General features: G+C 53.2%; 22 protein-coding genes and 1 tRNA gene. 19 read left to right on the forward strand and 4 right to left on the reverse strand.

Annotation, left to right across the window (positions count from 1 at the left end; translation table 11 throughout):
• The first annotated feature begins 140 nt into the window (after positions 1-140).
• From rplU to D8M41_RS03195, 9 genes are all read left to right on the forward strand, one after another.
• Positions 141-452, forward strand: coding sequence for a 50S ribosomal protein L21 (rplU, locus tag D8M41_RS03155; RefSeq protein ID WP_006887214.1), 312 nt, complete (start codon positions 141-143; stop codon positions 450-452).
• Between the two features lie 40 nt (positions 453-492).
• A complete protein-coding gene (rpmA, locus tag D8M41_RS03160; protein WP_004004819.1) occupies positions 493-750 on the forward strand; it encodes a 50S ribosomal protein L27 in 258 nt (85 codons plus the stop codon).
• Between the two features lie 161 nt (positions 751-911).
• Positions 912-2507, forward strand: a complete 1596-nt coding sequence (gene obgE / locus D8M41_RS03165) for a GTPase ObgE (protein ID WP_126926382.1) — start codon at positions 912-914, stop codon at positions 2505-2507.
• 300 nt (positions 2508-2807) lie between these two features.
• Entirely contained in the window at positions 2808-3041 is a 234-nt protein-coding gene (locus D8M41_RS03170; RefSeq protein ID WP_006887157.1) for a hypothetical protein, read from the forward strand.
• 19 nt (positions 3042-3060) lie between these two features.
• Positions 3061-3810, forward strand: coding sequence for a nicotinate-nucleotide adenylyltransferase (nadD, locus tag D8M41_RS03175; protein WP_006887178.1), 750 nt, complete (start codon positions 3061-3063; stop codon positions 3808-3810).
• A gap of 1 nt (position 3811) precedes the next feature.
• Positions 3812-5350, forward strand: coding sequence for a hypothetical protein (locus tag D8M41_RS03180; RefSeq protein ID WP_006887162.1), 1539 nt, complete (start codon positions 3812-3814; stop codon positions 5348-5350).
• A 54-nt stretch (positions 5351-5404) separates the two neighbouring features.
• Positions 5405-5836 (forward strand): ribosome silencing factor, encoded by a 432-nt coding sequence (rsfS, locus tag D8M41_RS03185; RefSeq protein WP_006887352.1) that lies wholly within the window; start codon positions 5405-5407, stop codon positions 5834-5836.
• A 134-nt stretch (positions 5837-5970) separates the two neighbouring features.
• Positions 5971-6043, forward strand: a tRNA-Ala gene (locus D8M41_RS03190).
• Between the two features lie 298 nt (positions 6044-6341).
• The gene (locus D8M41_RS03195; protein ID WP_006887143.1) at positions 6342-6851 is read left to right on the forward strand and encodes a GNAT family N-acetyltransferase; all 510 of its coding nucleotides are present in this window, start codon (positions 6342-6344) and stop codon (positions 6849-6851) included.
• 51 nt (positions 6852-6902) lie between these two features.
• On the opposite strand, the gene D8M41_RS03200 is transcribed toward D8M41_RS03195, so the two are convergent.
• Entirely contained in the window at positions 6903-7685 is a 783-nt protein-coding gene (locus D8M41_RS03200) for an SDR family NAD(P)-dependent oxidoreductase (protein ID WP_006887280.1), read from the reverse strand.
• A gap of 89 nt (positions 7686-7774) precedes the next feature.
• Positions 7775-8392 (reverse strand): TetR/AcrR family transcriptional regulator, encoded by a 618-nt coding sequence (locus D8M41_RS03205; RefSeq protein WP_006887182.1) that lies wholly within the window; start codon positions 8390-8392, stop codon positions 7775-7777.
• Positions 8393-8712: 320 nt separating this feature from the next.
• On the opposite strand from D8M41_RS03205, the gene D8M41_RS03210 reads away from it, so the two are divergent.
• Complete coding sequence (locus D8M41_RS03210; protein ID WP_006887100.1) at positions 8713-9990, forward strand: glutaminase; 1278 nt, start codon at positions 8713-8715, stop codon at positions 9988-9990.
• A 149-nt stretch (positions 9991-10139) separates the two neighbouring features.
• On the opposite strand, the gene D8M41_RS03215 is transcribed toward D8M41_RS03210, so the two are convergent.
• Positions 10140-10571, reverse strand: a complete 432-nt coding sequence (locus D8M41_RS03215; RefSeq protein ID WP_006887292.1) for a DUF4190 domain-containing protein — start codon at positions 10569-10571, stop codon at positions 10140-10142.
• 235 nt (positions 10572-10806) lie between these two features.
• Between D8M41_RS03215 and D8M41_RS03220 the strand changes: the two genes are divergently transcribed.
• Positions 10807-11373, forward strand: coding sequence for an excalibur calcium-binding domain-containing protein (locus tag D8M41_RS03220; protein ID WP_006887130.1), 567 nt, complete (start codon positions 10807-10809; stop codon positions 11371-11373).
• Between the two features lie 125 nt (positions 11374-11498).
• A complete protein-coding gene (locus D8M41_RS03225) occupies positions 11499-12353 on the forward strand; it encodes a polysaccharide deacetylase family protein (protein WP_006887338.1) in 855 nt (284 codons plus the stop codon).
• 221 nt (positions 12354-12574) lie between these two features.
• Here D8M41_RS03225 and D8M41_RS03230 read toward each other — a convergent pair whose 3' ends face one another.
• Positions 12575-13516, reverse strand: coding sequence for a polysaccharide deacetylase family protein (locus D8M41_RS03230; RefSeq protein ID WP_023132934.1), 942 nt, complete (start codon positions 13514-13516; stop codon positions 12575-12577).
• 143 nt (positions 13517-13659) lie between these two features.
• On the opposite strand from D8M41_RS03230, the gene D8M41_RS03235 reads away from it, so the two are divergent.
• The 7 genes from D8M41_RS03235 (at position 13660) to nrdF (ending at position 20984) form a co-directional block, all read left to right on the forward strand.
• Entirely contained in the window at positions 13660-14151 is a 492-nt protein-coding gene (locus D8M41_RS03235) for a hypothetical protein (protein ID WP_006887255.1), read from the forward strand.
• A gap of 264 nt (positions 14152-14415) precedes the next feature.
• Complete coding sequence (locus tag D8M41_RS03240; RefSeq protein ID WP_006887173.1) at positions 14416-15519, forward strand: App1 family protein; 1104 nt, start codon at positions 14416-14418, stop codon at positions 15517-15519.
• A gap of 799 nt (positions 15520-16318) precedes the next feature.
• The gene (gene nrdH / locus D8M41_RS03245; RefSeq protein WP_006887234.1) at positions 16319-16558 is read left to right on the forward strand and encodes a glutaredoxin-like protein NrdH; all 240 of its coding nucleotides are present in this window, start codon (positions 16319-16321) and stop codon (positions 16556-16558) included.
• A gap of 42 nt (positions 16559-16600) precedes the next feature.
• Positions 16601-17128 (forward strand): class Ib ribonucleoside-diphosphate reductase assembly flavoprotein NrdI, encoded by a 528-nt coding sequence (gene nrdI, locus D8M41_RS03250; RefSeq protein WP_094757879.1) that lies wholly within the window; start codon positions 16601-16603, stop codon positions 17126-17128.
• On the forward strand, positions 17101-19281 hold the full coding sequence (gene nrdE, locus D8M41_RS03255) for a class 1b ribonucleoside-diphosphate reductase subunit alpha (RefSeq protein WP_037286575.1): 2181 nt from the start codon (positions 17101-17103) through the stop codon (positions 19279-19281). The genes nrdI and nrdE overlap by 28 nt, the downstream gene beginning before the upstream one ends.
• A 97-nt stretch (positions 19282-19378) precedes the next feature.
• Positions 19379-19864, forward strand: a complete 486-nt coding sequence (locus tag D8M41_RS03260) for a DUF2087 domain-containing protein (RefSeq protein ID WP_037233657.1) — start codon at positions 19379-19381, stop codon at positions 19862-19864.
• 142 nt (positions 19865-20006) lie between these two features.
• Positions 20007-20984 (forward strand): class 1b ribonucleoside-diphosphate reductase subunit beta, encoded by a 978-nt coding sequence (nrdF, locus tag D8M41_RS03265; RefSeq protein ID WP_006887238.1) that lies wholly within the window; start codon positions 20007-20009, stop codon positions 20982-20984.
• Positions 20985-21029: the final 45 nt, after the last annotated feature.

A 21029-nucleotide genomic window follows, 5' to 3' on the forward strand; every position in this document is an offset into this window, starting at 1 on the left:
GGGCAATCCCACGAGGGACACGGGCCGCATCCACACCAGGATCATATGAGATACCTGTGGAACGCACAGCAATGAAAGCGCAGGCTGTCTGCACGTGTGAGATACGAAGAAGCAAGATGTCGAGAAAAGTGAGTCCCAAAGTGGCATACGCGATTGTACGCGCTGGCGGCCGCCAGGAGAAGGTCTCCGTCGGAGACAAAATTACCCTTGACCGTGTTGCAGGTGAACCCGGTAGCACCATCGAGCTGCCCGTACTGCTGCTCGTTGACGGTGACAAGATCACCGCTGACGCAAAGTCCCTGGCTTCCGCCAAGGTAACTGCTGAAAAGATTGAAGACCTGCGCGGTCCGAAGATCGTTATTCAGAAGTACAAGAACAAGACCGGTTACAAAAAGCGTCAGGGTTTCCGCGCTGAGCTGACCACCGTTAAGATCACCGCAATCAACGCGTAATCTTAACCACCGGATATAAACCTTAAGGTAGGAAAACAGAATGGCACATAAGAAGGGCGCAAGCTCCACCCGCAACGGTCGTGACTCGAACCCCCAGTACCTCGGTGTTAAGCGCTTCGGCGGTCAGACCGTCAACGCAGGCGAGATCCTTGTTCGTCAGCGCGGCACCCACTTCCACCCCGGCCTGAACGTTGGCCGCGGTGGCGACGACACCCTGTTCGCTCTGGCAGCAGGCACCGTCGAGTTCGGTACTCGCAAGGGCCGCAAGGTCGTTAACATCCTGGCAGCCGCCGAGTAAGACTCGCGCCAGTCAGGCAAGAGGGGGTAGGCTTCACGGCTTACCCCCTCTTACCGTATGCTTAAACACCGGTAGCCCACCGCCAACAGTAACGGCGGTGCCTGCGCGCTCATAGTGGCGCACTAACACATCACACGTGAAAATGTAGAAGGAGAACACCCGTGGCAGAATTCGTGGACCGCGTGGTCCTGCATGTATCCGGCGGTCGCGGCGGCAACGGTTGTGTTTCCGTACGCCGTGAAAAATTTAAGCCGCTTGGCGGCCCCAACGGTGGTAACGGCGGCAATGGTGGGGACGTGATTTTGCGTGTCGATAACCAGACCACCACGCTATTGGAATACCACCACAGCCCCCACCAGCACGCCCCTAATGGAGATATTGGCCGCGGCGATATGCACCACGGATACAACGGTGAGAACTTGGTGCTTACAGTACCTCAGGGAACCGTTGTTAAAGACCGTGATGGTAATGTGCTTGCCGACCTGCTGCATGTAGGCGATGAATATATTGCCGCACGGGGCGGTCAGGGCGGCCTTGGAAACGCCGCGTTGGCATCGACCAAACGTAAAGCTCCCGGTTTCGCACTCCTTGGTATTCCCGGGGAGGAAACTGACATTGTTCTAGAGCTTAAGTCTATTGCTGATATTGCGCTTGTTGGATATCCCTCAGCTGGTAAATCGTCGCTGATCGCTGCTATCTCTGCGGCTCGGCCCAAAATCGCTGACTATCCTTTTACCACTCTTATCCCAAACTTGGGTGTTGTGCAGGCAGGTGATGTTCGGTACACGGTTGCGGATGTTCCTGGTCTGATTGAAGGCGCCTCCGAAGGTAAGGGGTTGGGTCACCGTTTCTTACGCCATGTTGAGCGCTCCTCTGCGTTGGTGCACGTAATTGATTGTGCCACCCTGGAGCCTGGCCGAGACCCCATGAGCGATTTTGAGGTTATTCGCGGCGAGCTTGAAAACTATGAGGTGGACCCCACTGCTGGGGTGACTGTGCCGCTCAACGAGCGCCCCCAGATGATCGTTCTCAATAAAATTGATGTACCCGAGGCGCGTGAACTTGCTGATTTCGTGCGACCCGATTTTGAGAAGATGGGGTATCGGGTGTTTGAGATCTCAACGGCTTCCCATGAAGGGCTTAAACCGCTTATTTTCGCGATGGCTAACCTTGTTGAAGAAGACCGCCAGAAACGTGCCAGTGAAAATGATAAACCTGTGGCTGATGCCCCCGTTGTGCGGCCCAAAGGGTTCCGTTCTAGGAAGAAACAAGAGTTTATTATTCGTCGTGAGGAGCGCAATCTTGAGCCGCTCTTTAGGGTTATTGGTGAGAAACCGGAGCGTTGGATTCAGCAGACTGACTTCAATAATGACGAGGCTGTTGGGTATCTGGCGGATCGTCTGGCAAAGCTGGGTGTTGAGGATGAGCTTTTCAAATCTGGTGCTCGTGCCGGGGATGCTGTAGTTATTGGTGAGGACGATAACTCTGTGGTCTTCGACTGGGAGCCCACAATGGTCGGCGGTGCTGAGCTTCTGTCTTCTCCGCGCGGTACCGATACTCGCCTCGAAGAGATTATTCGTCCCACCCGTGCGCAGAAACGTGAGGAATATAAAGAACGCATGGATGCGAAAGCTGAGGCCCGTGCAGAGCTTGAGCAGGAACGTGTCGCGGGCGTGTGGACCGAGTCTGTGGAATACCGTAAAAAGTTGAAGGAGAAGCGCCCCACTGAGGGAATCGACATGCCCGATGCTGAGTAACCCAATGTAAGCTCCTGGTGTATTAGCTGCCACACAATAGCTGTGTTCGCTAGGGGCATACATGCTACCTCTTGACACATATCTATGTGAGGTTCATATCAGAAAAAGCCTGCTAGCGCCCCTCGAATAGGCTACGGCGCTCACATCAAGGGCTAATAACGGAGATGGGTATACAAAAACGTGGTTAATGCACATCCAATACTGTGCAGTCAATACCCGTGATTTACCCGATTTTCGCCGCAACACGGTAGCATAGAAACATATGAGGATTTTTACCTAAGTTGAAAGGACATCACATACGTGAGTACCGCTATTCTTGCACACGGCGCTGGTGCTGAGCATGCAGACGGTATGTTGCTGGGCCTGCCCACCTACATGTATGGTGTGATCGCCGCCGTGGTCTTTGCTGTTCTTCTGTTGATAACCCTGTCATACAGCGGCCGTGGCATTGTTCGTCCTGACCACACACCTGAAGCTTTTGATGATGAAGAGGCTAAGCTGCTCAAGGAATACAATTCGAGGCACGGTCAGTAACCGGAAGATTATATAGACTGTGACACCTCAGCCTTCTCGAATTAATATCGAATCGATTCCGCCGCGAACTTCTGGCCGTACCCGGCTGGGGGTTATGGGTGGTACGTTTGACCCCATCCACCATGGCCACTTAGTGGCGGCTAGTGAAGTTGCCGCTGTGTTCGACCTTGACGAAGTGGTGTTCGTACCCACAGGGCAGCCTTGGCAGAAAACAGGGCAGCGGCGGGTCAGCGATCCTGAGCACAGGTACCTCATGACTGTGATTGCCACCGCTTCAAACCCACGGTTCACGGTCAGCCGTATAGATATAGATCGTGGCGGTGCAACCTACACTTTTGATACCCTTAATGAATTACGCCAGTTACGACCCGATGCTGATTTATTCTTCATCACTGGCGCGGACGCGATTAGCCAGATGATGACATGGCACAACGCGCATAAGCTGTGGGACTTAGCAAGCTTTGTGGGGGTCACACGCCCCGGCCATGAGCTTGACCCGCCGGTCGGGGAGGGTAGACAGATCACTACACTTGAGATTCCTGCGATGGCGATTTCATCGACAGATATTCGCCGCCGTGCGTCTGACGGAGCACCTATCTGGTATTTGGTGCCGGATGGGGTGGTACAGTACATCAATAAGTATGGGCTGTACTCCGCTGACGATTCGACGTCAACCTATGATGCGGGTTTGCCGCGTGGGGAAGCCGTAGAGGGATCGAGCGCCCAGGGCGCGTTAGACAATGTTTATGTAACGGAAGAAGAGGGTTAGAATGACTGAATCTCAGGAAGGCACTAATAAGCCTTACGCAGAAGAGGAAGCCTACCTCTATGAGACCTATGTTACTGAAGACGGGATCGAGGTTCCTCCACCCACGAAGATGATGGGTCCACGTCGTCTGGCTCGTTACCGTGAAGAGGCAGCAGAGTATATTCGTGCTATGGGCCGCGGTAAGCTTCCGGAGCCTGTGGATCATATGGGCCCCGTGGTGAATAATCTGGTGGTCGACCCCCGTGTGCTCTCAATTCAGCGTCGTTTCGCTGCTCTTGCCGCGCAGGGTGCTATTGATATGAGCGCCAACGACGAGGATAAGCTGAACGAGCCTGAGCCGCTGACCAGCAGCCTGAACGCTATTAAGCCGAACCAGCAACAGCAGAAGAGTACAAGCAAGGACCCCTCAGATCTGAGTGCCTTGAACATTCCGCTGACCTCTTCCTTTACTGCTCCCGCACCTGAAACAAGCTCGTTACCGATGCATGATTATTTGGTGCGTGATGAGCCGAAGGTGGAATCTGATGCGGACGCTGGAACAGCCTCTGGTGCTGCGCAGAAGGAAAAAGCTAAGATCGGTTCGGCTGTTGGGGCTTCAAAGCGGCAGGCACCCCTGAACCCTAATAACCCCTGGGACACCGTCAAATCCTCTAACCCTGGTGCGGGTACCGCAATTTTGGTTCCCGATCTGGAGGAGCGCGGTATTAGCTTGACGTCGATCTCTTCTGCCTCAAAATCCGCGAAGAGTGCCGCTGCCTCGGGGACACGGAAGACCAGTTCTTCTACCGTCTCAAGCGCTGCATCGGTAGCTGCTGATACGGAAGCTGCTCCCGCCGCTACTTCAGAGGCGGGCGGCACCGGTCTTACCGCGGCAGATGTTGTTGGTGATGGTCGCAAGAGCAGCGCCTCCAATACTGCTGAGGCAGTATCGGCGGCTGATAAGCCGAGCATGACCGTTGGGCAGAGTTCCTTCGTGCAGGCTAAACAGCCCGATATTAATATCACCAAGTCCGAGCCTTCCGCCCCTGCCGCATCAGCGACAGCAGATGTGCAGCAGGCAAAGCCCACGAAGCTGCCAGCACCTGTCTCTGCTGTTGATGCACAAGGGCTGGACCTGTCGGTGCTAGACAAGAAGAAGGGTGCGGCCGCCGAGAAACCGACCGCCCCGGATGCATCGTACACGCAGCAGACAGCAGGGAACCAGACGCCCGAGTCAGCCAGCGCATCTTTGCCGTATGCAGATAGCACCGCCGACGACCCGACGGTAGCTCTTGACCCTGATAAGGTAGGGGAGTTGGTGCGCCGCATTGTGGAGCACAACCAAGATCCTGTAGAGCAGCCGGAGCCTACGTTCAATAGCTTTGCCAAGTCGGGTTACTCTGCTGTGAATACCATGGCCCAGGATGCCGTGGACTATGAAGATGAGTATGAGGATGATCTGGACGTTCCCCGTAAGCGGAGTCCTTTGAGCCTGATCCTGCTGGTCTTGTGTATCGCGGTGATCCTCATCGGCCTGTTTATAGTGCTCAGCCAGAAGTAACATGTGCCCCTTTCTGGGGGTCTCCGCCGGAGACGGCGAATAGGAAAGGAAACTATGACCGCAGCACCCGCCTCGATTGAGGCACTGCGTATCGCCGCCCGGGCGGCGGAAGAAAAACAGGGCACAGATCTGTTTGCTGTTGATGCCTCGGACGCTATGGGTCTGATCGACGGGTTCTTAGTGGTTTCAGCTCATAATGAGCGCCTAGTAAACGCTGTAGCTGATGGGATTGAGGATGCTCTTCGGGAGCAGGCTGGGATGAAGCCGGTACGCCGTGAGGGCCGGGCGAGTGGGCGCTGGATCCTTCTTGATTTCGGCGACATTGTGATTCACGTGCAGCATGAGGAAGATCGCGAGTTTTATGCGCTGGATCGTTTATGGTCTCAAGCTCCACGCATTGAGTTGGGTGTTAAAACGGAGACACCTTTCGATATTGCTGGTGAGACTGAGGAAGACGCCGCGCGTATTATCCCAGCTGATAGCTAAGCTTCGTTCTTCTCACTCTGGGGTGGGCAGTATTCGCGGGTGGTCTTGCGAATACTGCCTGTGCTGATTTGCATTCGTACCTCAGGCATGTGTATTATTTTCTTGTTGCCCAAAAGGGTGGCAGAACTAAATAGGGGGATATGGCGCAGCTGGTAGCGCACCTGCATGGCATGCAGGGGGTCAGGGGTTCGAGTCCCCTTATCTCCACAAATCATCACCTGGTTTTATGTGACCAGGTGATTTTTTGTGCCTGTTGTACAGTCCGGCAAATACTCAGAAGCGTGAAGCATTGTGACACTTCCGCCCTGAGACGGAAGAAGACAGTTTTTCATCCCTTGAGAGTGAGTGAGAGGCGAGCTGGAAAGAACATACGCTGCTAACAACTATTGTGCGGCTTTAGGAGAGATCTGAGTGCTAATGGGTGTCGGCGGGACGCTAGACGATGCAGGGTATCTGTCTGTAGAGTGATAGAGCACAAATACTAGGCATAGGGGTGGTGAGGTAAATGGCTGATGCAGTTGAGCGGGCAAGTACACGCCTGGGCTTACACAAGAAAAAACTACGATCGAGCGATATTGATATTCTGCGTGAATCAACTCTGATGAATTTGAACTGGCCGGGGGAGAGGTTCACCATGCAGGATCTTCTCGACACAGTCGAATTTGTGCGGTACATCGTTATGGATGCGCGGCGGGGAGATTATGGTGTGGTTGCCTGCACCTCACAGGGGCAGTGGGTTGGTACTGCAAGGGTTCTCTATTTACCTCAGCAGAATCCTGGATATGGTTTTGTGGCTCCTGGTATCGGTGAGCTGGGCGTGTCCGTGCAGCCTGAGGCGCGCGGTGTTGGGTTGGGGACGGAACTTATCTGTGATGTTGTAGAAGTTGCTCGTGTGCGGGGGGACCGGGGTGTTAGTCTCAGTGTTGAAGCAGGGAATCCCGCGCGTAAGCTCTACGAAAAGCTGGGATTCGTTGATGCTGGCGGTAGCACTGGAACGATGCTTCTGGAGTTCTAGCCGGTACCTTTAGCGCTTTAGCTAAAGGCACCGGCTAGGAGCGGCCCTGTATTACCGCGTATGTTGGCTGCGTTGGCGCTGGAACGCCTGATCGACTATGGCCATGACGGCACGCTTTGGTACCACACGGGTGACAAACCGTGCCACGACGGCGTTTCCTAGCCCATCTACAAAACTGGGTTTTGTGGTTTTCAGTGCCTGCAGGGTGCTTTCTAACAGCTGGCGGGTGGAGCGCATTTTCCCGACCGCTGCGGATTCACCGGCGATTTCAAAGAATGAGGTGTCGGTGGGGCCGGGGCAGACCGCGAGCACTCGGATGCCGTCTTTTCGGGTTTCTGCCCAGAGCGCTTCGGTGAAGGACAGCACAAATGCTTTGGTCGCGCCGTACACTGCCATATGGGGCAGCGGCTGAAAAGCCGCAGTCGAAGCAATGTTTATGATGGTTCCGGTTTTGCGTTCACGCATGGCGGGCAGGTAGCGTGCCGTCAGCCCTGTTAGCGTGAGGCAGTTGAGGCGTACTTCTTGCTCCAAACGGTCGGGATTATCATCAGCAACATCACCGTGGGTTCCGAACCCTGCATTATTAACAAGCACATCAATCTCTAACCTTGCGCGGTTCGTTTCTTCCCAGAGCCGCTGAGCTGCATCCGGTTCAGACAGATCAAGTGCAATGACGGTGACTTGAACGCCGTGCTGGCCACGAAGCGTATCAGCGAGAGTATTCAGCTTGTCTTCGCTGCGAGCAACAAGCACAAGGTCGTGTTTTTCTGCGGCGTAATGGTGCGCGAATTCTTCGCCGATACCTGAAGAAGCGCCAGTAATGAGGGTCGCCATACAGTACTCCATATCATCAGTTTTTTGGACTAGGACAAAAGTTCGTCTGAACAGACGAAAGGTTTCGGAAGGCAGGGGAGAAGGATAGATTAACGCCTCTGCAGCCCCTCTATAAGCATTGCGTTTAAGGCGTGAGCTTGGCGTCTGAACTTCTCGGTGTCTCCTTGGGCTAAAGCATCGTTAGAAGTTTTGAGGCCGTCGAAGGAACCAACGAGGATTGCAGCGGCATCCTGGCTTGATAATTCTGTGTGGAATATCTGCTGCGCCTTGCCGCGTTCGATAATATCGGCCACCACATCAACCCAGCTTTGAAGGGGGCTAATGAGGTCTTCAGGCGGTTCCTTAGAGCGCACTTGGTCGGCGAGACGAACAATGTTCCAGTCGGTTTTTCCCTGCGACACCAGAGTAATCAGGAGGTTACTGAGCGCCTCTAGTTGCTCTAGCGGGTTATCGTGTTGAGCTATTTCCTGGATCCCCTGTTCAAGCCAGTGCCGTTTGTGGTCTTCAATGACGGCGTACGCCAAATCGCTTTTGGAACGGAAATGGAAATAGAGGGCGCCTTTGGTGAGTCCGGTGGCCTGAATAATGTCGTCTAACCGGGTTTCAGAATAGCCGCGTTGTGCAAAAACTTGGGCGGCAACTTCTAGGATATGTTCCCGGGTGAGCTGGCCCTTAGACTTGGAATTTGCTGTTTTATCTGCTGCCATAATGACAATATAAAACCGACTATTCGGTATGTCAAGGGTTGGGTGGAAGAATTTCTTGGCCCGCACACCAGGGACAGAAAAAACATGGTGTATTCTCACCCGGCAAAGACGCAAAACCGTCTATGCATGGATTCATGCTGCTGCCTCACGGCTGTATACAAGCACATATTTGGAGTATTGAAAGCGGAAAAGCTACACTTCAAGAAGCTCAACGTTCGGGCAGATATTTTGTCATGACAAGGACGCGTGTACTCTGCAGTCTGGCTCCCGAACCAACCGCGTACAAAAGTAACGACCCGCCCCTATCAGGAGAAACTGTTATGCGTTCCCCTATACCAAGCTACCTCGACGATGTGCTCGCCAGCGTGGCCTCAGATAAAACGGGGGAACTCGCAAACTATATTCCTGAGCTGGCGGGAGTAAACCCTGATCGACTAGGGGCATCTATCGCAATGGTTGACGGGGAACTTTACGGCGCCGGAGACGTCAATGAAGTGTTTACTATCCAGTCTATTTCTAAGCCTTTCGTGTATGCTCTCGCTCTAGCTGATCGTGGATTTGATAAGGTACTGGCGAAAGTGGGTGTTGAACCTTCGGGAGAGCCTTTTAACGAGATATCTCTTGAGGACGAGTCGGGACGTCCGCTGAACCCCATGATTAATGCTGGGGCTATCACCACCCACTCGCTGGTGGGAGCCGAAAATATAAGTCCGGAGAAGCGGATGGAACGGGTAGTTGAAGGGCTCTCAGCATTTGCCGGGCGCCCCCTTCAGATTGATGAGGCGGTGTATTCCTCAGAGATAGAACATGCGCACCGTAACCTCGCTATTGCACATATGCTCCGTAGTCACGATATCCTCACCGAGAACCCCGCCAAGGTGGTGGAAGGGTACACGCGTCAGTGTTCACTTGAAGTAACTGTAAAAGACCTGGCGATGATGGCAGCTACTCTGGCGAATTATGGGGAGCAGCCTCTCACCGGTGAGCAGGTGGTACCTAAAACGGTAGTGCGTCAGGTGTTGAGCGTAATGTTCACCTGCGGCATGTACAATGCCGCTGGCGACTGGGCAACGCAGGTGGGTATTCCCGCCAAAAGCGGTGTGGGCGGAGGAATCATTGGTGCTGTGCCGGGGCAGCTGGGGGTGGCAACATTCTCACCGCGCCTTGATATACATGGCAATAGTGTCCGTGGCGTGTCGCTATTTGAGCGGTTTTCTTCAGACATGGGTATGCATGTGATGAACATTCCCACCGTTGCCCGTTCGGCGATACGTGCTAACTACCGCGTAGGAGTTGGCGCCGAGACGGTTCAGGTTATTCAGCTTCAAGGCAGGATCCGGTTCGCCGGTGCTGAGCGTGTTATCCGCGAAATTGTAGACACCGAATACACGGGGACGAAAATAGCTTTGGATGTTACGCGAGTCTATTCCGTGGACGAGGTTGCCCAGCATATGCTTCTGGAAATTATGCGTAGACTCACAATTGACGGGTACACCGTCTATCTGATTGACCAGGACGACACGCTTCCAGATGTTGAAGCACTTCGCAAAATGCAGGTTGCGGTGTTGGAGAGCGTTGATGAGATAGGGCTTGTGTAAGGTTGATGATTGGCTTATCACCTTACAGGGCAGCGAATAAACAACGTGTATCTCGGCGCTCCCATAACACGAAACGCAAATGAGATATTAAATACAATAAAGGCTCGGTATGACAGTTTTTACCGAGCCTTTATGCATAAATATGAGAACTACATGTCCATAGCATAGCCCATATAATGGCAGACTTTCTGCCCGTTCTCCACGGTGTAGGTGCCCTTGCCGGAGGTGCATCCATCTATCACCTGCTGCTCGGTGTAGTAGTTGGAAATAAGCGCTAAGATCACTATTCCAACACTGGCGATAATCGCTAGGGACGCAAAGATAATGGCGCCGATCGCCATGCCAGCACCCTCAGCTTCACCCTTTTTCACCTGTCCAAGGGCGATACCGGCAAATACGATCGCGAAAATTGCGGGTACAAAACCAATCACCAGAATGCCCGTGAAGAAAGCGATTAGTGAGAGCACTAAGGCGGTAATAGCAGCCCACTTTTTCTTCGGAATTTCTTCAAGAATCTGCGGTTCTAAAGGCTGTGTGTAGGCAGAATACGCCTCGGTGAGAGGCACAGTTTTATTGGACATAGGAATCCTTAAGTTATTTGAGACTTTGAGTGATAAATGCATGAACCGTCGATGGCTCTGCATCTATTCTAAAGCATTCAGAAACCTTAAAATCTTGCTCCCAGTAAAGAATAAATATGCACTAGAGCTAGGGGCAGAGAGGTTCTCCCGCACCTGGTGGTTTCGTATAGACTTAGGGGTGAGCAATGACAGCTCAGCACTTACTCACTCGCTCAGTCAATGAGGATAATTCCATATGAAAAATCAAGTTATTGCGGTAGCGCTTCTCGGTACCGTATTTCTTGCTGGGTGTTCCAGCAACGCAGGCAATATTCGCAAAGAACAAACGCCATCTTCAGTATCTGCTTCGTCATCGGCACGCAGTACATCTGCCAGCCCCTCACCTACAGAGTCGCCAAGCCTTTCACCTTCGGAAGCTCCTAGCCCCACCGCCTCGCCCACACCCGAGCCTACTAAGACTCCGGAGGCGGTAACGGTAACACCTGTGGCTGAACCCACCCCCGAAGTCCCGGCACCTGAGCCAGAGCAGAAACCGGTGCCTGCCGAAGAAACTCAGCCAGCAACAGAAGCTCCAGCACCTGCTCGGCAAACTTCGGTACAGCAGGAACCTGTGCAACAGAAACCTGTTGTGGTTGAGACTCCCGCAAATACCGGAGTGTACTACAAGAACTGTGACGAAGTCCGTGCAGCTGGCGCGGCACCTATCCATAAAGGCCAGCCTGGATACGCTGCTCACCTGGACCGTGATGGAGACGGCGTGGCCTGCGAACCCTACAAAGGAAAAGGTAATAAGAGGAAATAGTTTTCTTCCTGCCTTCTGCCTCTCACTCAACTCATTCAGCTTAAACACCCCGCCATCACCCTTCTCTGTTGCGCTGGTGCGCAGGCCTTCGGTGCATGGCGATGCCTCGAAAGACTAAACTCCCTATGTGCAATACCTTCTCACCCCGTGTCGTTGCCGAACCTACACAGCCCGGTGTGCCCCGCCGAGCATTCGTGCTCGGCACTCTTGTACCACTTTTGGCAGGGTGCAGTTTCGGCGCGCAGAACACTGTAGATAATGCCGCTAATTCCCAGGGACAAACTCCACCTGTGCCCGTGAATGGGAAAACCTCCTCCGGCAGCCCTACTGCCTCTGTCTCTGCGAACCCTGTTCCCACCCCGTACCCCTGGGACGGTCCGCAAGTTGGGCTGCCCGGTGACGGTAAATACATCGCTTGGACCGTTGATGATGGTAAAAGCCCCGAAGTGGTGCGCGCCTATGCAGATTTTGCGGCGAAAACAGGCACCCGCCTCACCTTTTTCATTAACGGCTCTTATGATTCGTTCGAGCAGAACCTTGACGTGTTGGCGCCCCTAGTGACATCGGGGCAGATCCAAATCGGGAACCACACATGGTCACATGCGGCTCTCACCGATCTTGACGATGCGGGAATCATTGAGGAGCTTGAGAAGAACGACCGGGAGATTGAACGCCTCTTTGGAATGTCTTCAAAGCCCTACTTCCGCCCACCCTACGGGTACTACGATCGGCGGGTATTGGATGCCGCTGCGCGTGCCGGGTTTGACCGGCCCACCCTATGGTACGGTTCATTGGCTGACTCTTCCCCTATTACATCTGAAGAGATCTATAAATATGCCAGTACATATGCGAACCCGCAAACTATTCTTATTGGGCATCTGAACTATACGGGTGTTATTGCGGTACTCGACAAAATTAAAGCGTTATTGGATGAACGCGGGTTAGTCACTGTTACTCTCCGCGACTATTACGGGGGATAAACACCAGAGGATAAACCAACACTTGGGTACTTTGTGGGATTCAGGAGGAGAAGACATCCGTACAATGATGCCATGATGAACCCTTGAGCCCATGCAGTGCGGGGCGGGAGAACCTTCCCCGCACTGCCGCTGCTGCGAGTCGTCAGCGCCCTATGGTTTTAAATCGCTCGCGGCAGCAGCAGCCGGTTTGGCCGCCGCAGCTTTGCTGAGGCTCACCGTTCTTATTTTTTCTCTTTCTCCTTCTGCTTCTTTTTCTCTTCTTCTTTCTTCTTTTCTTCGGCTTCAGCGTCGCGGACAATTTTTAGTTCTTCTTCCGAGGCCTCGCCGTAGTAGTCGCGTAAGGTAACTGTTACCAGTCCACGCTCGTCAAGAAGCTCTTTAATACGTTCCAGCAAGGAAATAATAGTGGTGTAGTTAAGATGCCCCAACATAATTCGTTGCGGCTTCATATACTTCTTAGTACGTTTGAGCACCACGCGTTGGGTGGTTTGCCCCTCATCACCTGTGGTACCTTCCCACAGTACCGGCCGTGAAAACCCCGCTTTTGCGGCTATTTTCAGCACCCGGTCGTCATAGTACCCGTAGGGTGGACGAAAATACGGTTTCGAGGACACCCCAAAAAGCCGCATAATTTCTTCCTCATTGCGCACGAACTCTTCTTTCACCTGTTTATCATCAAGATTCAGCAGATTAGGGTGGTTATAGGTATGGTTTGCAATCTGAATCTGCCCCGATTTCACCAGCGGCAAAAGGACATCAAGGTTCTGCTCAAAAGAAGTGTAGGAGGCATTAATGAAAAAGGTGAGGCGGGTGCCTGTTTTCGCTGCGAACTCGGCGTAAGCCCGCACAGTTTCGGGGTTAGCGCCGTCATCCACTGTCCACGCCACATAGTGCCCTTCACCAGCTAGACGGTACTGGATATCTTTCCACGGGTGGGGTTTAGCGATTGGGTTTTTTGACACCGGCGGCTCTGCAGGTTCGGGGGAGTCCACGGCAGCAGTTGGTGAAGCGTCGTCGCTATGGGGCGTGCCTGTGGGGGCTGCGATAAACCTCGTTTCGGCGGCATTCTCTACGGTATTCTTGGAGGAGCATCCCGCTATGAGCGGGATAATAGAGCCCACTACAAACGTGCGGCGTGAGAATAACGAGTTGTGAATGGTCATACTTCTAAGCATAGCCCGTATACTCCCTCAGCTAAGATTCTCAATGGGGTGAGAAAGCTCCCCCGTGTGTGCCCTCATCCACGCGGTTTTGTGCTTGTGTGTCACCAACCGGTTGATAGTGATTTGGCTGATACTATGGGGGCATGGCTAAGAAAATCGTATTGCTCGCGGCTACGGCCGTGTTATTAGCCGGGTGTTCCGCAGAAGTTGCTCCCGGCCTTACCTTCACCCCCGCCCAAGATTACGGAAACCGTGGGGACATTACTGTCTCAGCTGAGGTGCTTAGCGGTAACGAACATAATGGTTTCCACGCCAAAGCGGGTAAGGTTCGCTTTTTCCAGGATGGTATTGAGGTGAACTCTGCTGAGCAGAAACTCACCGAGAAAACCGGGTACTACCGCGTAGGCGCCTCTAATAGCCACGATCTAGCCGGTAAAACTATCTCGGTGGCCGTCTACGCCGATGATCCTCAAGACACTGTTAAATGCGCTATTAAGGTAACAGGCGAAGACCACCCGGTGCACCACTCGGAACAGGCCGAGGGGAAAGGCTCGGCCTACTGCCAGGTGAAGCTCAGCTCAGGCCCCTATCAGCTACCTGCTGGTGCCTCGGGCGAGTCAAAACACTCGCATTAGGGCTCCTCGGGTAACTAAAGCGTAGCCCACAGCGTTGTGTGTACACCACCGATTCTTTAAAGCCTGCGCATACACAAAAACCGCACACACTATAGATACTGAACAGCTGCCGCTCGTATCCTGCGCAACCGCTTGTGCAGGATACGAGCGGCAGCTGTGTTCTGCCCATTTGGAGACATCCGAGCGCCCAATATTATAGTGACGCGACCATATAATCTTCCCCAAATAAGAAAAATGGGGTGTCTATATGGAACACTAATACGTATGGAAAATCTGGGTACCCACGAATTACGCACCATGGTAACCGAGGCCGCCGATGAGGCAGTCAACATTGGTTACCGGGTGGGCGACACCCTGCATCGGTGGCGTGAACGCCGCGCTATCGCCCAAGGCCAAGAACCCATTATTGTCCCGTCAGAGGGGTACGGGCGGGTAGCCACCGGCGCCAAGAACGGGTGGGTGCGTATACTGGCACGTGCCCTGTATAAAACTGAGGCGTTTGAGAAACTGCTCTATGTGGTTGAGGGTACTCAAGATACGGACAACCCCATGCGCGGGTGGCGTGCCTTCACATCCATTGCCATGTCTGATGCTCCCGTAACCATTATTATCGCGGGAAGAACTTATGAGGTTCGCACCGATAGAGGCGGTGTACTTGACGTTAAGCTTGATATTGACCTGCCAGCGGGGCTTCATGAAGTTATTATGTATGTTCCTGGTTCCCGTGCTGCTGTCACCAGTGTCTACATTGTGCCTGCTGAGCAGAAGATCGGCGTAATTGCTGACGTTGATGATACAGTCATGGTTACTATGCTTCCGCGTCCGCTTGTAGCGGCATGGAACTCGTTCGTGATTGATGAACACGCACGTATTCCTACCCCCGGCATGGCTGTGCTTATGGACCGGATTCGGGCTGCGCACCCTCAGGCCCCTTTTATGTATCTGTCTACTGGTGCCTGGAATATCACCCCAACGCTGCGTCGTTTTCTGACCCGTAACGGGTATCCGCGCGGCACGTTCTTGCTCACTGACTGGGGGCCTACGCCAGATCGCTGGTTCCGTTCCGGCACCCAACATAAGGTACAGTCCTTACGAAGGTTGGCGCACGAGTTCCCCGAGATGCAGTGGATCCTCATCGGTGATGACGGCCAGCGCGACCCGGATATATACAACGGGTTTGCAGTGCGGTACCCCCAGAATGTTGCGGCTATTATGATTCGTAACCTAACGGTGGGGGAGACGGTGCTGGCCTCAGGGCGAGTATGGGGTGATAAGCGGGCGCAACAGATGACCCAGTCGCCGCTGTGGATGGAAGCAAATGACGGTGATACGCTCAGCCGCAAACTGCGCCAACGCGGCCTGCTCTAAAGCGTACGGCGTATAGGGGCGGCCTGGTACCCACCCTGGCGGGAAATCACTCTTGTAGAGACCTCTTGTAACGGCAGGAAACAGTACCAATAATGAGCCTCTAAAGGTCTCAAAAGTTATGGAACTACATGTTTTTTCGGCGCGAAAAATGGCATATTTGGGTTTAAGTTGTTTTTAAGTTGCTTAACCAACTGTACGGGGTGCTATGTCAGCACCGGAGGACAGTAAAAATTTTATGAAATCTTTATATGTGTAGTTAAACCACTGGTACGGACCTCAAAACGAGCATTCAACTCGGAGAATATCGCCCGTTATTCCCCGTAAAATCGCGGAAGTGCGGGAGTGCTAGAAAAATCAAGCATTACAACTGATGTAAATCTCACATACCCCGGTAAAATCACGACGCACGGCAGATTAGAGGCGAAAACGGTATGGGGATTCCCAGACTGATAGTAAACCCCACCATGTGGATAACCTGAAAGTATCCGTGCAACGGCGCGGGAAGGCTTATTGGCCGGGGTGTGGATAAGCTGTGGGGGCACTGCGAAGAACGTGCGCTCCTGTGGGTTTTTCGAACATGAAAAAATTGATGCACCACATCATCTTGGGGTTAAAAAAATTTCTAACACTACATGTAGTATTAATACTCGGTTCGGGTGATAATCTGAATCGGCGTCAACGCTCCCTCAATACGAGAGCGATACGGGGCGCCCACCCCGCCTTTCGGGGCACAAGTAACCACACAACTCATTCAGCAATAATGCTCCCGCCGCTTGCGGGGCCGACAAGGAGAATTTCAATGGTAGTGACCGTGTACACCAAGCCCCAGTGCGTTCAGTGCAACATGACCTACCGGGCCCTCGACGCCAAAGGCATCAACTACCACAAGGTAGATATCACCGAAGACGACCGAGCATTAGCAAAAGTTAAGTCCCTCGGGTACATGCAGGCTCCCGTTGTGATTGCCGGTGAAGACCACTGGTCTGGCTTTCAGCCCGATAGGATCAACGCTCTAGCCGATATCGCGGTTTCCGCGTAATAAGCAGCCACCCCTGCGGCGGCACAATCCAAGGAGAAGAAAGTGACAACCCCTCTCGCTCAGAAACCCACCGACGAGAACGCAGAGATCCGAGAGTACATCTTGGGTGCCCGCGATGCCGTCGAGGGTCGAGCGACCACACCGGTAGGGGATGAGGCCCCACTGGTGGTTTACTTCTCTTCCATCTCTGGAAACACCCACAAGTTTGTTGAAAAACTTCATGCCCGTACCCAGCGCCTGCCGTTACGGACCGGTGAAGACACGCTCGTCGTCCAGGAACCGTATGTGCTGTGCGTACCCACCTACGGTAAACCGGAAGGTGCGGGGAACGTGCCTCCGCAGGTGGTGAAATTCCTGAACGTTGAAGAAAACCGCCGCAATATGGTGGGTGTTATCGGAGCAGGCAATACCAACTTCGGGCCTCTCTTTGGCATCGCAGCAGATATCGTATCCGCAAAGTGCGATGTGCCGGTGCTCTTCAAATTTGAGCTCATGGGAACCCCCTCAGACGTAGACAAAGTGAACGAAGGATTGGAAGAATTTTGGAAGCAAAACTTCCCTCAGCGCTAGAAACTCTCGGCGCTTCTCACGCTGGTAAGACCACCCCCGAAAAATTTCAGGGGATGAGCTACCACGAGCTGAACGCTCTGCTGAACCTGTACGACGAAAACGGCAAGATCCAGTTTGACGCAGACCGTCAGGCGGCACGCCAGTACTTCCTGCAGCACGTCAACAACAACACCGTATTCTTCCACGACCTTGAAGAGAAGATCGAGTACCTGATCGAGAACCAGTACTACGAGCCGGAGCTCTTCGAGAAGTACAGCTTCGACTTCGTCAAGAATCTGTTCAAACGTGCCTACGCCGTGAAGTTCCGGTTCCCCACTTTCTTGGGAGCCTTCAAGTTCTACACTTCCTACGCTCTGAAAACCTTCGATGGGCAGCGCTACCTAGAGCGTTTTGAGGACCGCGTATGCATGGTTGCGCTGCTGCTGGCGGAAGGCAACGAGACACTGGCGGAGGAAATCGTGGACGAGATTATCTCGGGGCGTTTCCAGCCTGCCACGCCCACGTTCCTCAACGCTGGAAAGAAACAGCGCGGTGAGCTGGTCTCCTGCTTCCTGCTTCGCATCGAAGACAATATGGAATCTATCGGACGTTCCATTAACTCGGCGTTGCAGCTCTCAAAACGCGGTGGCGGGGTGGCGTTCGCTCTGACGAACCTACGTGAATCCGGTGCACCCATTAAGAAAATTGAGAACCAGTCCTCCGGTGTCATCCCCGTTATGAAGCTTCTTGAGGATGCTTTCTCCTACGCGAACCAGCTGGGCGCGCGGCAGGGGGCGGGGGCCGTGTACTTGCACGCACACCACCCCGACATTTACTCGTTCCTTGACACCAAACGCGAAAATGCTGATGAGAAGATCCGCATTAAAACCCTCTCACTGGGTGTGGTGATCCCCGATATCACCTTCAAACTCGCCAAAGAGAACAAAGATATGTACCTGTTCTCACCGTACGATGTGGAACGCATCTACGGGGTTCCTTTCTCGGATATTAATGTGAGCGAAAAATACCAGGAAATGGTGGATGACTCGCGGATCCGTAAAACCAAGATTAATGCGCGCGAGTTCTTCCAGACCATCGCTGAGGTGCAGTTCGAATCCGGCTACCCATACATTATGTTTGAGGACACCGTGAACCGGGCTAACCCGATTGACGGCAAGGTTATTATGAGTAACCTCTGCTCCGAGATTCTTCAGGTGTCAAAGCCCTCGAAATACCACGATGACCTTGGGTATGCGGAAACGGGGAAGGATATCTCATGCAACCTCGGTTCGCTCAATATTGCTATGACTATGGACGGCGATAACCTCGGAAAAACTGTTGAAACGGCAATCCGTTCGCTCACCTCCGTCTCAGATCAGTCGGATATCCGTTCCGTCCCCTCCATTGAACGCGGTAACGACATGAGCCACGCGGTCGGGCTGGGGCAGATGAACCTGCACGGCTACTTGGCGCGTGAACATGTGCATTACGGTTCCGAAGAGGCACTGGATTTCACCAATATCTACTTTTACACGGTGGCCTATCATGCAATCCGCGCCTCCATGGAAATTGCTAAAGAACGTGGCGTGACATTTGAAGGGTTCGAGAACTCAAAGTATGCCAGCGGTGAGTTCTTCGCCAAGTACATTGAGAAAGAATGGGAGCCGCAAACGGAACGTGTTCGTGAACTGTTTGCCAAGCACCACATTCCCACCCGCGAGGACTGGATTCAGCTGGCAGCCGATGTAGCTCAGTACGGTATGTACAACCAGAACCTGCAGGCTGTTCCGCCCACCGGGTCTATCTCGTACATTAACGGTTCGACCTCCTCAATCCATCCGATCGCCTCCAAGATTGAGATTCGTAAGGAAGGTAAGCTGGGGCGTGTCTACTACCCGGCACCCTTCATGACGAACGAGAATCTTGACTACTATAAGGACGCGTACGAGATCGGGTTCGAGAAGATTATCGACACCTACGCTGTGGCCACTCAGCATGTGGATCAGGGTCTGTCGCTAACCTTGTTCTTCCGTGACACCGCAACAACCCGCGACATTAACCGCGCTCAGATTTATGCTTGGCGCAAGGGAATCAAGACCATCTACTATATCCGCCTGCGGCAGATGGCTCTTGAAGGTACCGAAGTTGAGGGCTGCGTATCCTGCATGCTGTAATGCAGCGAAACTCACCCGCATCGTGTTTCGGGGTGTGAGAAGACAGAATCTTCTTACACCCCGAAGCCCACCAGACACGTAAGGATAACAACCCAGGGTGCAACAGAACCTCACTCCAATAATCGCCGCACTCGCTAACTCTGACTGTCAGCGCATGTATGCCCAGATTGTTCTGGGGCAAGCACCCGAGTCGCCGAATCGGCGTGAGCGTAAACTGATCGACCGTCTAAAAACGGTTGGGCTTGTCACGGAAGACCCTGCGGGCTCCCTTATCCTGACGGATGTATTCACCGAATACTTACTGGCGGGTAAACACGAACGGGGCCAAGAAACTGTGGGGGTGCAGCGGTTCCTTGTTAAAGGACGGGTGCAGAGGTGGCCATCCCGTGCGGAGGATAAGGATGCCCTTCTGCGGTGGATTATCACCGAAAGTATTGCAGAATCCGAGCGGCTTGCAGAGTCTGAACTGAATGACCGCATACGACGGTACACCGAAGATCCGGCTTTGGTGCGTCGCTACGGGGTAGATTTTGGGATGCTGCGACGGGACCCAGCCACACAGATCTACTACCTCAGTCAGTAGCTATCTTAAGCTTTACGGAACCAGTTGGCGCGCTCATAACGGTAGTAGCTGGGAGCGAGAAACTAGTGAGCGCAGGAACTGTGTCAGAATAGAAAAACATGAGACGCCCCTAAGGCATTGATCCGCTATAGGAGAAACAAATATGAGCGAAAAGGTACACCTCGTTGACCACCCAATTGAGGCTATTAACTGGAACCGTTTAGAGGACGAGAAAGACCTTGAGGTCTGGGACCGCCTCACCGGTAATTTCTGGTTACCTGAGAAGGTGCCGTTGAGCAACGACGTACCCACGTGGAAGACTCTGACCGCGGAAGAGAAAGAGCTGACCATGCGGGTCTTTACCGGTCTGACGTTGCTGGACACCATTCAGGGTACTGTGGGTGCTGTCTCTCTGCTTCCCGATGCCGTTACTGCGCACGAAGAGGCCGTATACACCAATATTGCTTTCATGGAGTCAGTGCACGCAAAGTCGTACTCCTCCATTTTCTCGACCCTGTGCTCCACTAAGGAAATTGATGAGGCATTCCGCTGGGCCTCTGAGAACGAATACCTACAGAAGAAGGCAAAGATTATCCTCGCCTACTATATCGGCGATGACCCGCTTAAGAAGAAGGTCGCTTCCACACTTTTGGAGTCTTTCCTGTTCTACTCTGGGTTCTACCTTCCCATGTACTGGTCGGCGCATGCCAAGCTGACTAACACCGCTGACCTGATCCGTCTGATTATTCGTGATGAGGCTGTTCATGGTTACTACATTGGGTACAAGTTCCAGCGTGGACTGGCAAAGGAAACCCCGGAGCGTCAGGCAGAGCTGAAGGAATACACCTTCAACCTGCTGTACGAGCTGTATGAGAACGAGGTGGCTTATACCCACTCGCTCTATGACGGGGTAGGCTGGAGCGAGGATGTGAAGAAGTTCCTGCACTACAACGCCAATAAGGCTCTGATGAACCTGGGGTATGAGGCCATGTTCCCGGCCTCGGTAACGAATGTTTCCCCTGCTATCCTTTCGGCGTTGTCGCCCAATGCCGATGAGAATCATGACTTCTTCTCAGGCTCCGGTTCATCCTACGTGATCGGCAAAGCTGTGAATACCGAAGACGAAGACTGGGACTTCTAAAGCCGCAGCGTTATTTAAATAACTATGCACGTGTAAAAGCGAGCG

The organism is Rothia sp. HSID18069, from assembly GCF_003989155.1.
GTDB classification, from domain to species: domain Bacteria; phylum Actinomycetota; class Actinomycetes; order Actinomycetales; family Micrococcaceae; genus Rothia; species Rothia aeria.

Bases quoted from the DNA above. Each gene is read 5' to 3' on its own strand.
- nrdF (WP_006887238.1), top strand. From the start codon at position 20,007: ATGAGCGAAAAGGTACACCTCGTTGACCACCCAATTGAGGCTATTAAC.
- D8M41_RS03210 (WP_006887100.1), top strand. From the start codon at position 8,713: ATGCGTTCCCCTATACCAAGCTACCTCGACGATGTGCTCGCCAGCGTG.
- D8M41_RS03230 (WP_023132934.1), bottom strand. From the start codon at position 13,516: ATGACCATTCACAACTCGTTATTCTCACGCCGCACGTTTGTAGTGGGC.
- D8M41_RS03200 (WP_006887280.1), bottom strand. From the start codon at position 7,685: ATGGCGACCCTCATTACTGGCGCTTCTTCAGGTATCGGCGAAGAATTC.
- D8M41_RS03240 (WP_006887173.1), top strand. From the start codon at position 14,416: ATGGAAAATCTGGGTACCCACGAATTACGCACCATGGTAACCGAGGCC.
- D8M41_RS03225 (WP_006887338.1), top strand. From the start codon at position 11,499: ATGTGCAATACCTTCTCACCCCGTGTCGTTGCCGAACCTACACAGCCC.
- D8M41_RS03195 (WP_006887143.1), top strand. From the start codon at position 6,342: ATGGCTGATGCAGTTGAGCGGGCAAGTACACGCCTGGGCTTACACAAG.
- nrdH (WP_006887234.1), top strand. From the start codon at position 16,319: ATGGTAGTGACCGTGTACACCAAGCCCCAGTGCGTTCAGTGCAACATG.
- D8M41_RS03215 (WP_006887292.1), bottom strand. From the start codon at position 10,571: ATGTCCAATAAAACTGTGCCTCTCACCGAGGCGTATTCTGCCTACACA.
- D8M41_RS03180 (WP_006887162.1), top strand. From the start codon at position 3,812: ATGACTGAATCTCAGGAAGGCACTAATAAGCCTTACGCAGAAGAGGAA.
- rpmA (WP_004004819.1), top strand. From the start codon at position 493: ATGGCACATAAGAAGGGCGCAAGCTCCACCCGCAACGGTCGTGACTCG.
- rsfS (WP_006887352.1), top strand. From the start codon at position 5,405: ATGACCGCAGCACCCGCCTCGATTGAGGCACTGCGTATCGCCGCCCGG.
- D8M41_RS03235 (WP_006887255.1), top strand. From the start codon at position 13,660: ATGGCTAAGAAAATCGTATTGCTCGCGGCTACGGCCGTGTTATTAGCC.
- D8M41_RS03205 (WP_006887182.1), bottom strand. From the start codon at position 8,392: ATGGCAGCAGATAAAACAGCAAATTCCAAGTCTAAGGGCCAGCTCACC.
- D8M41_RS03220 (WP_006887130.1), top strand. From the start codon at position 10,807: ATGAAAAATCAAGTTATTGCGGTAGCGCTTCTCGGTACCGTATTTCTT.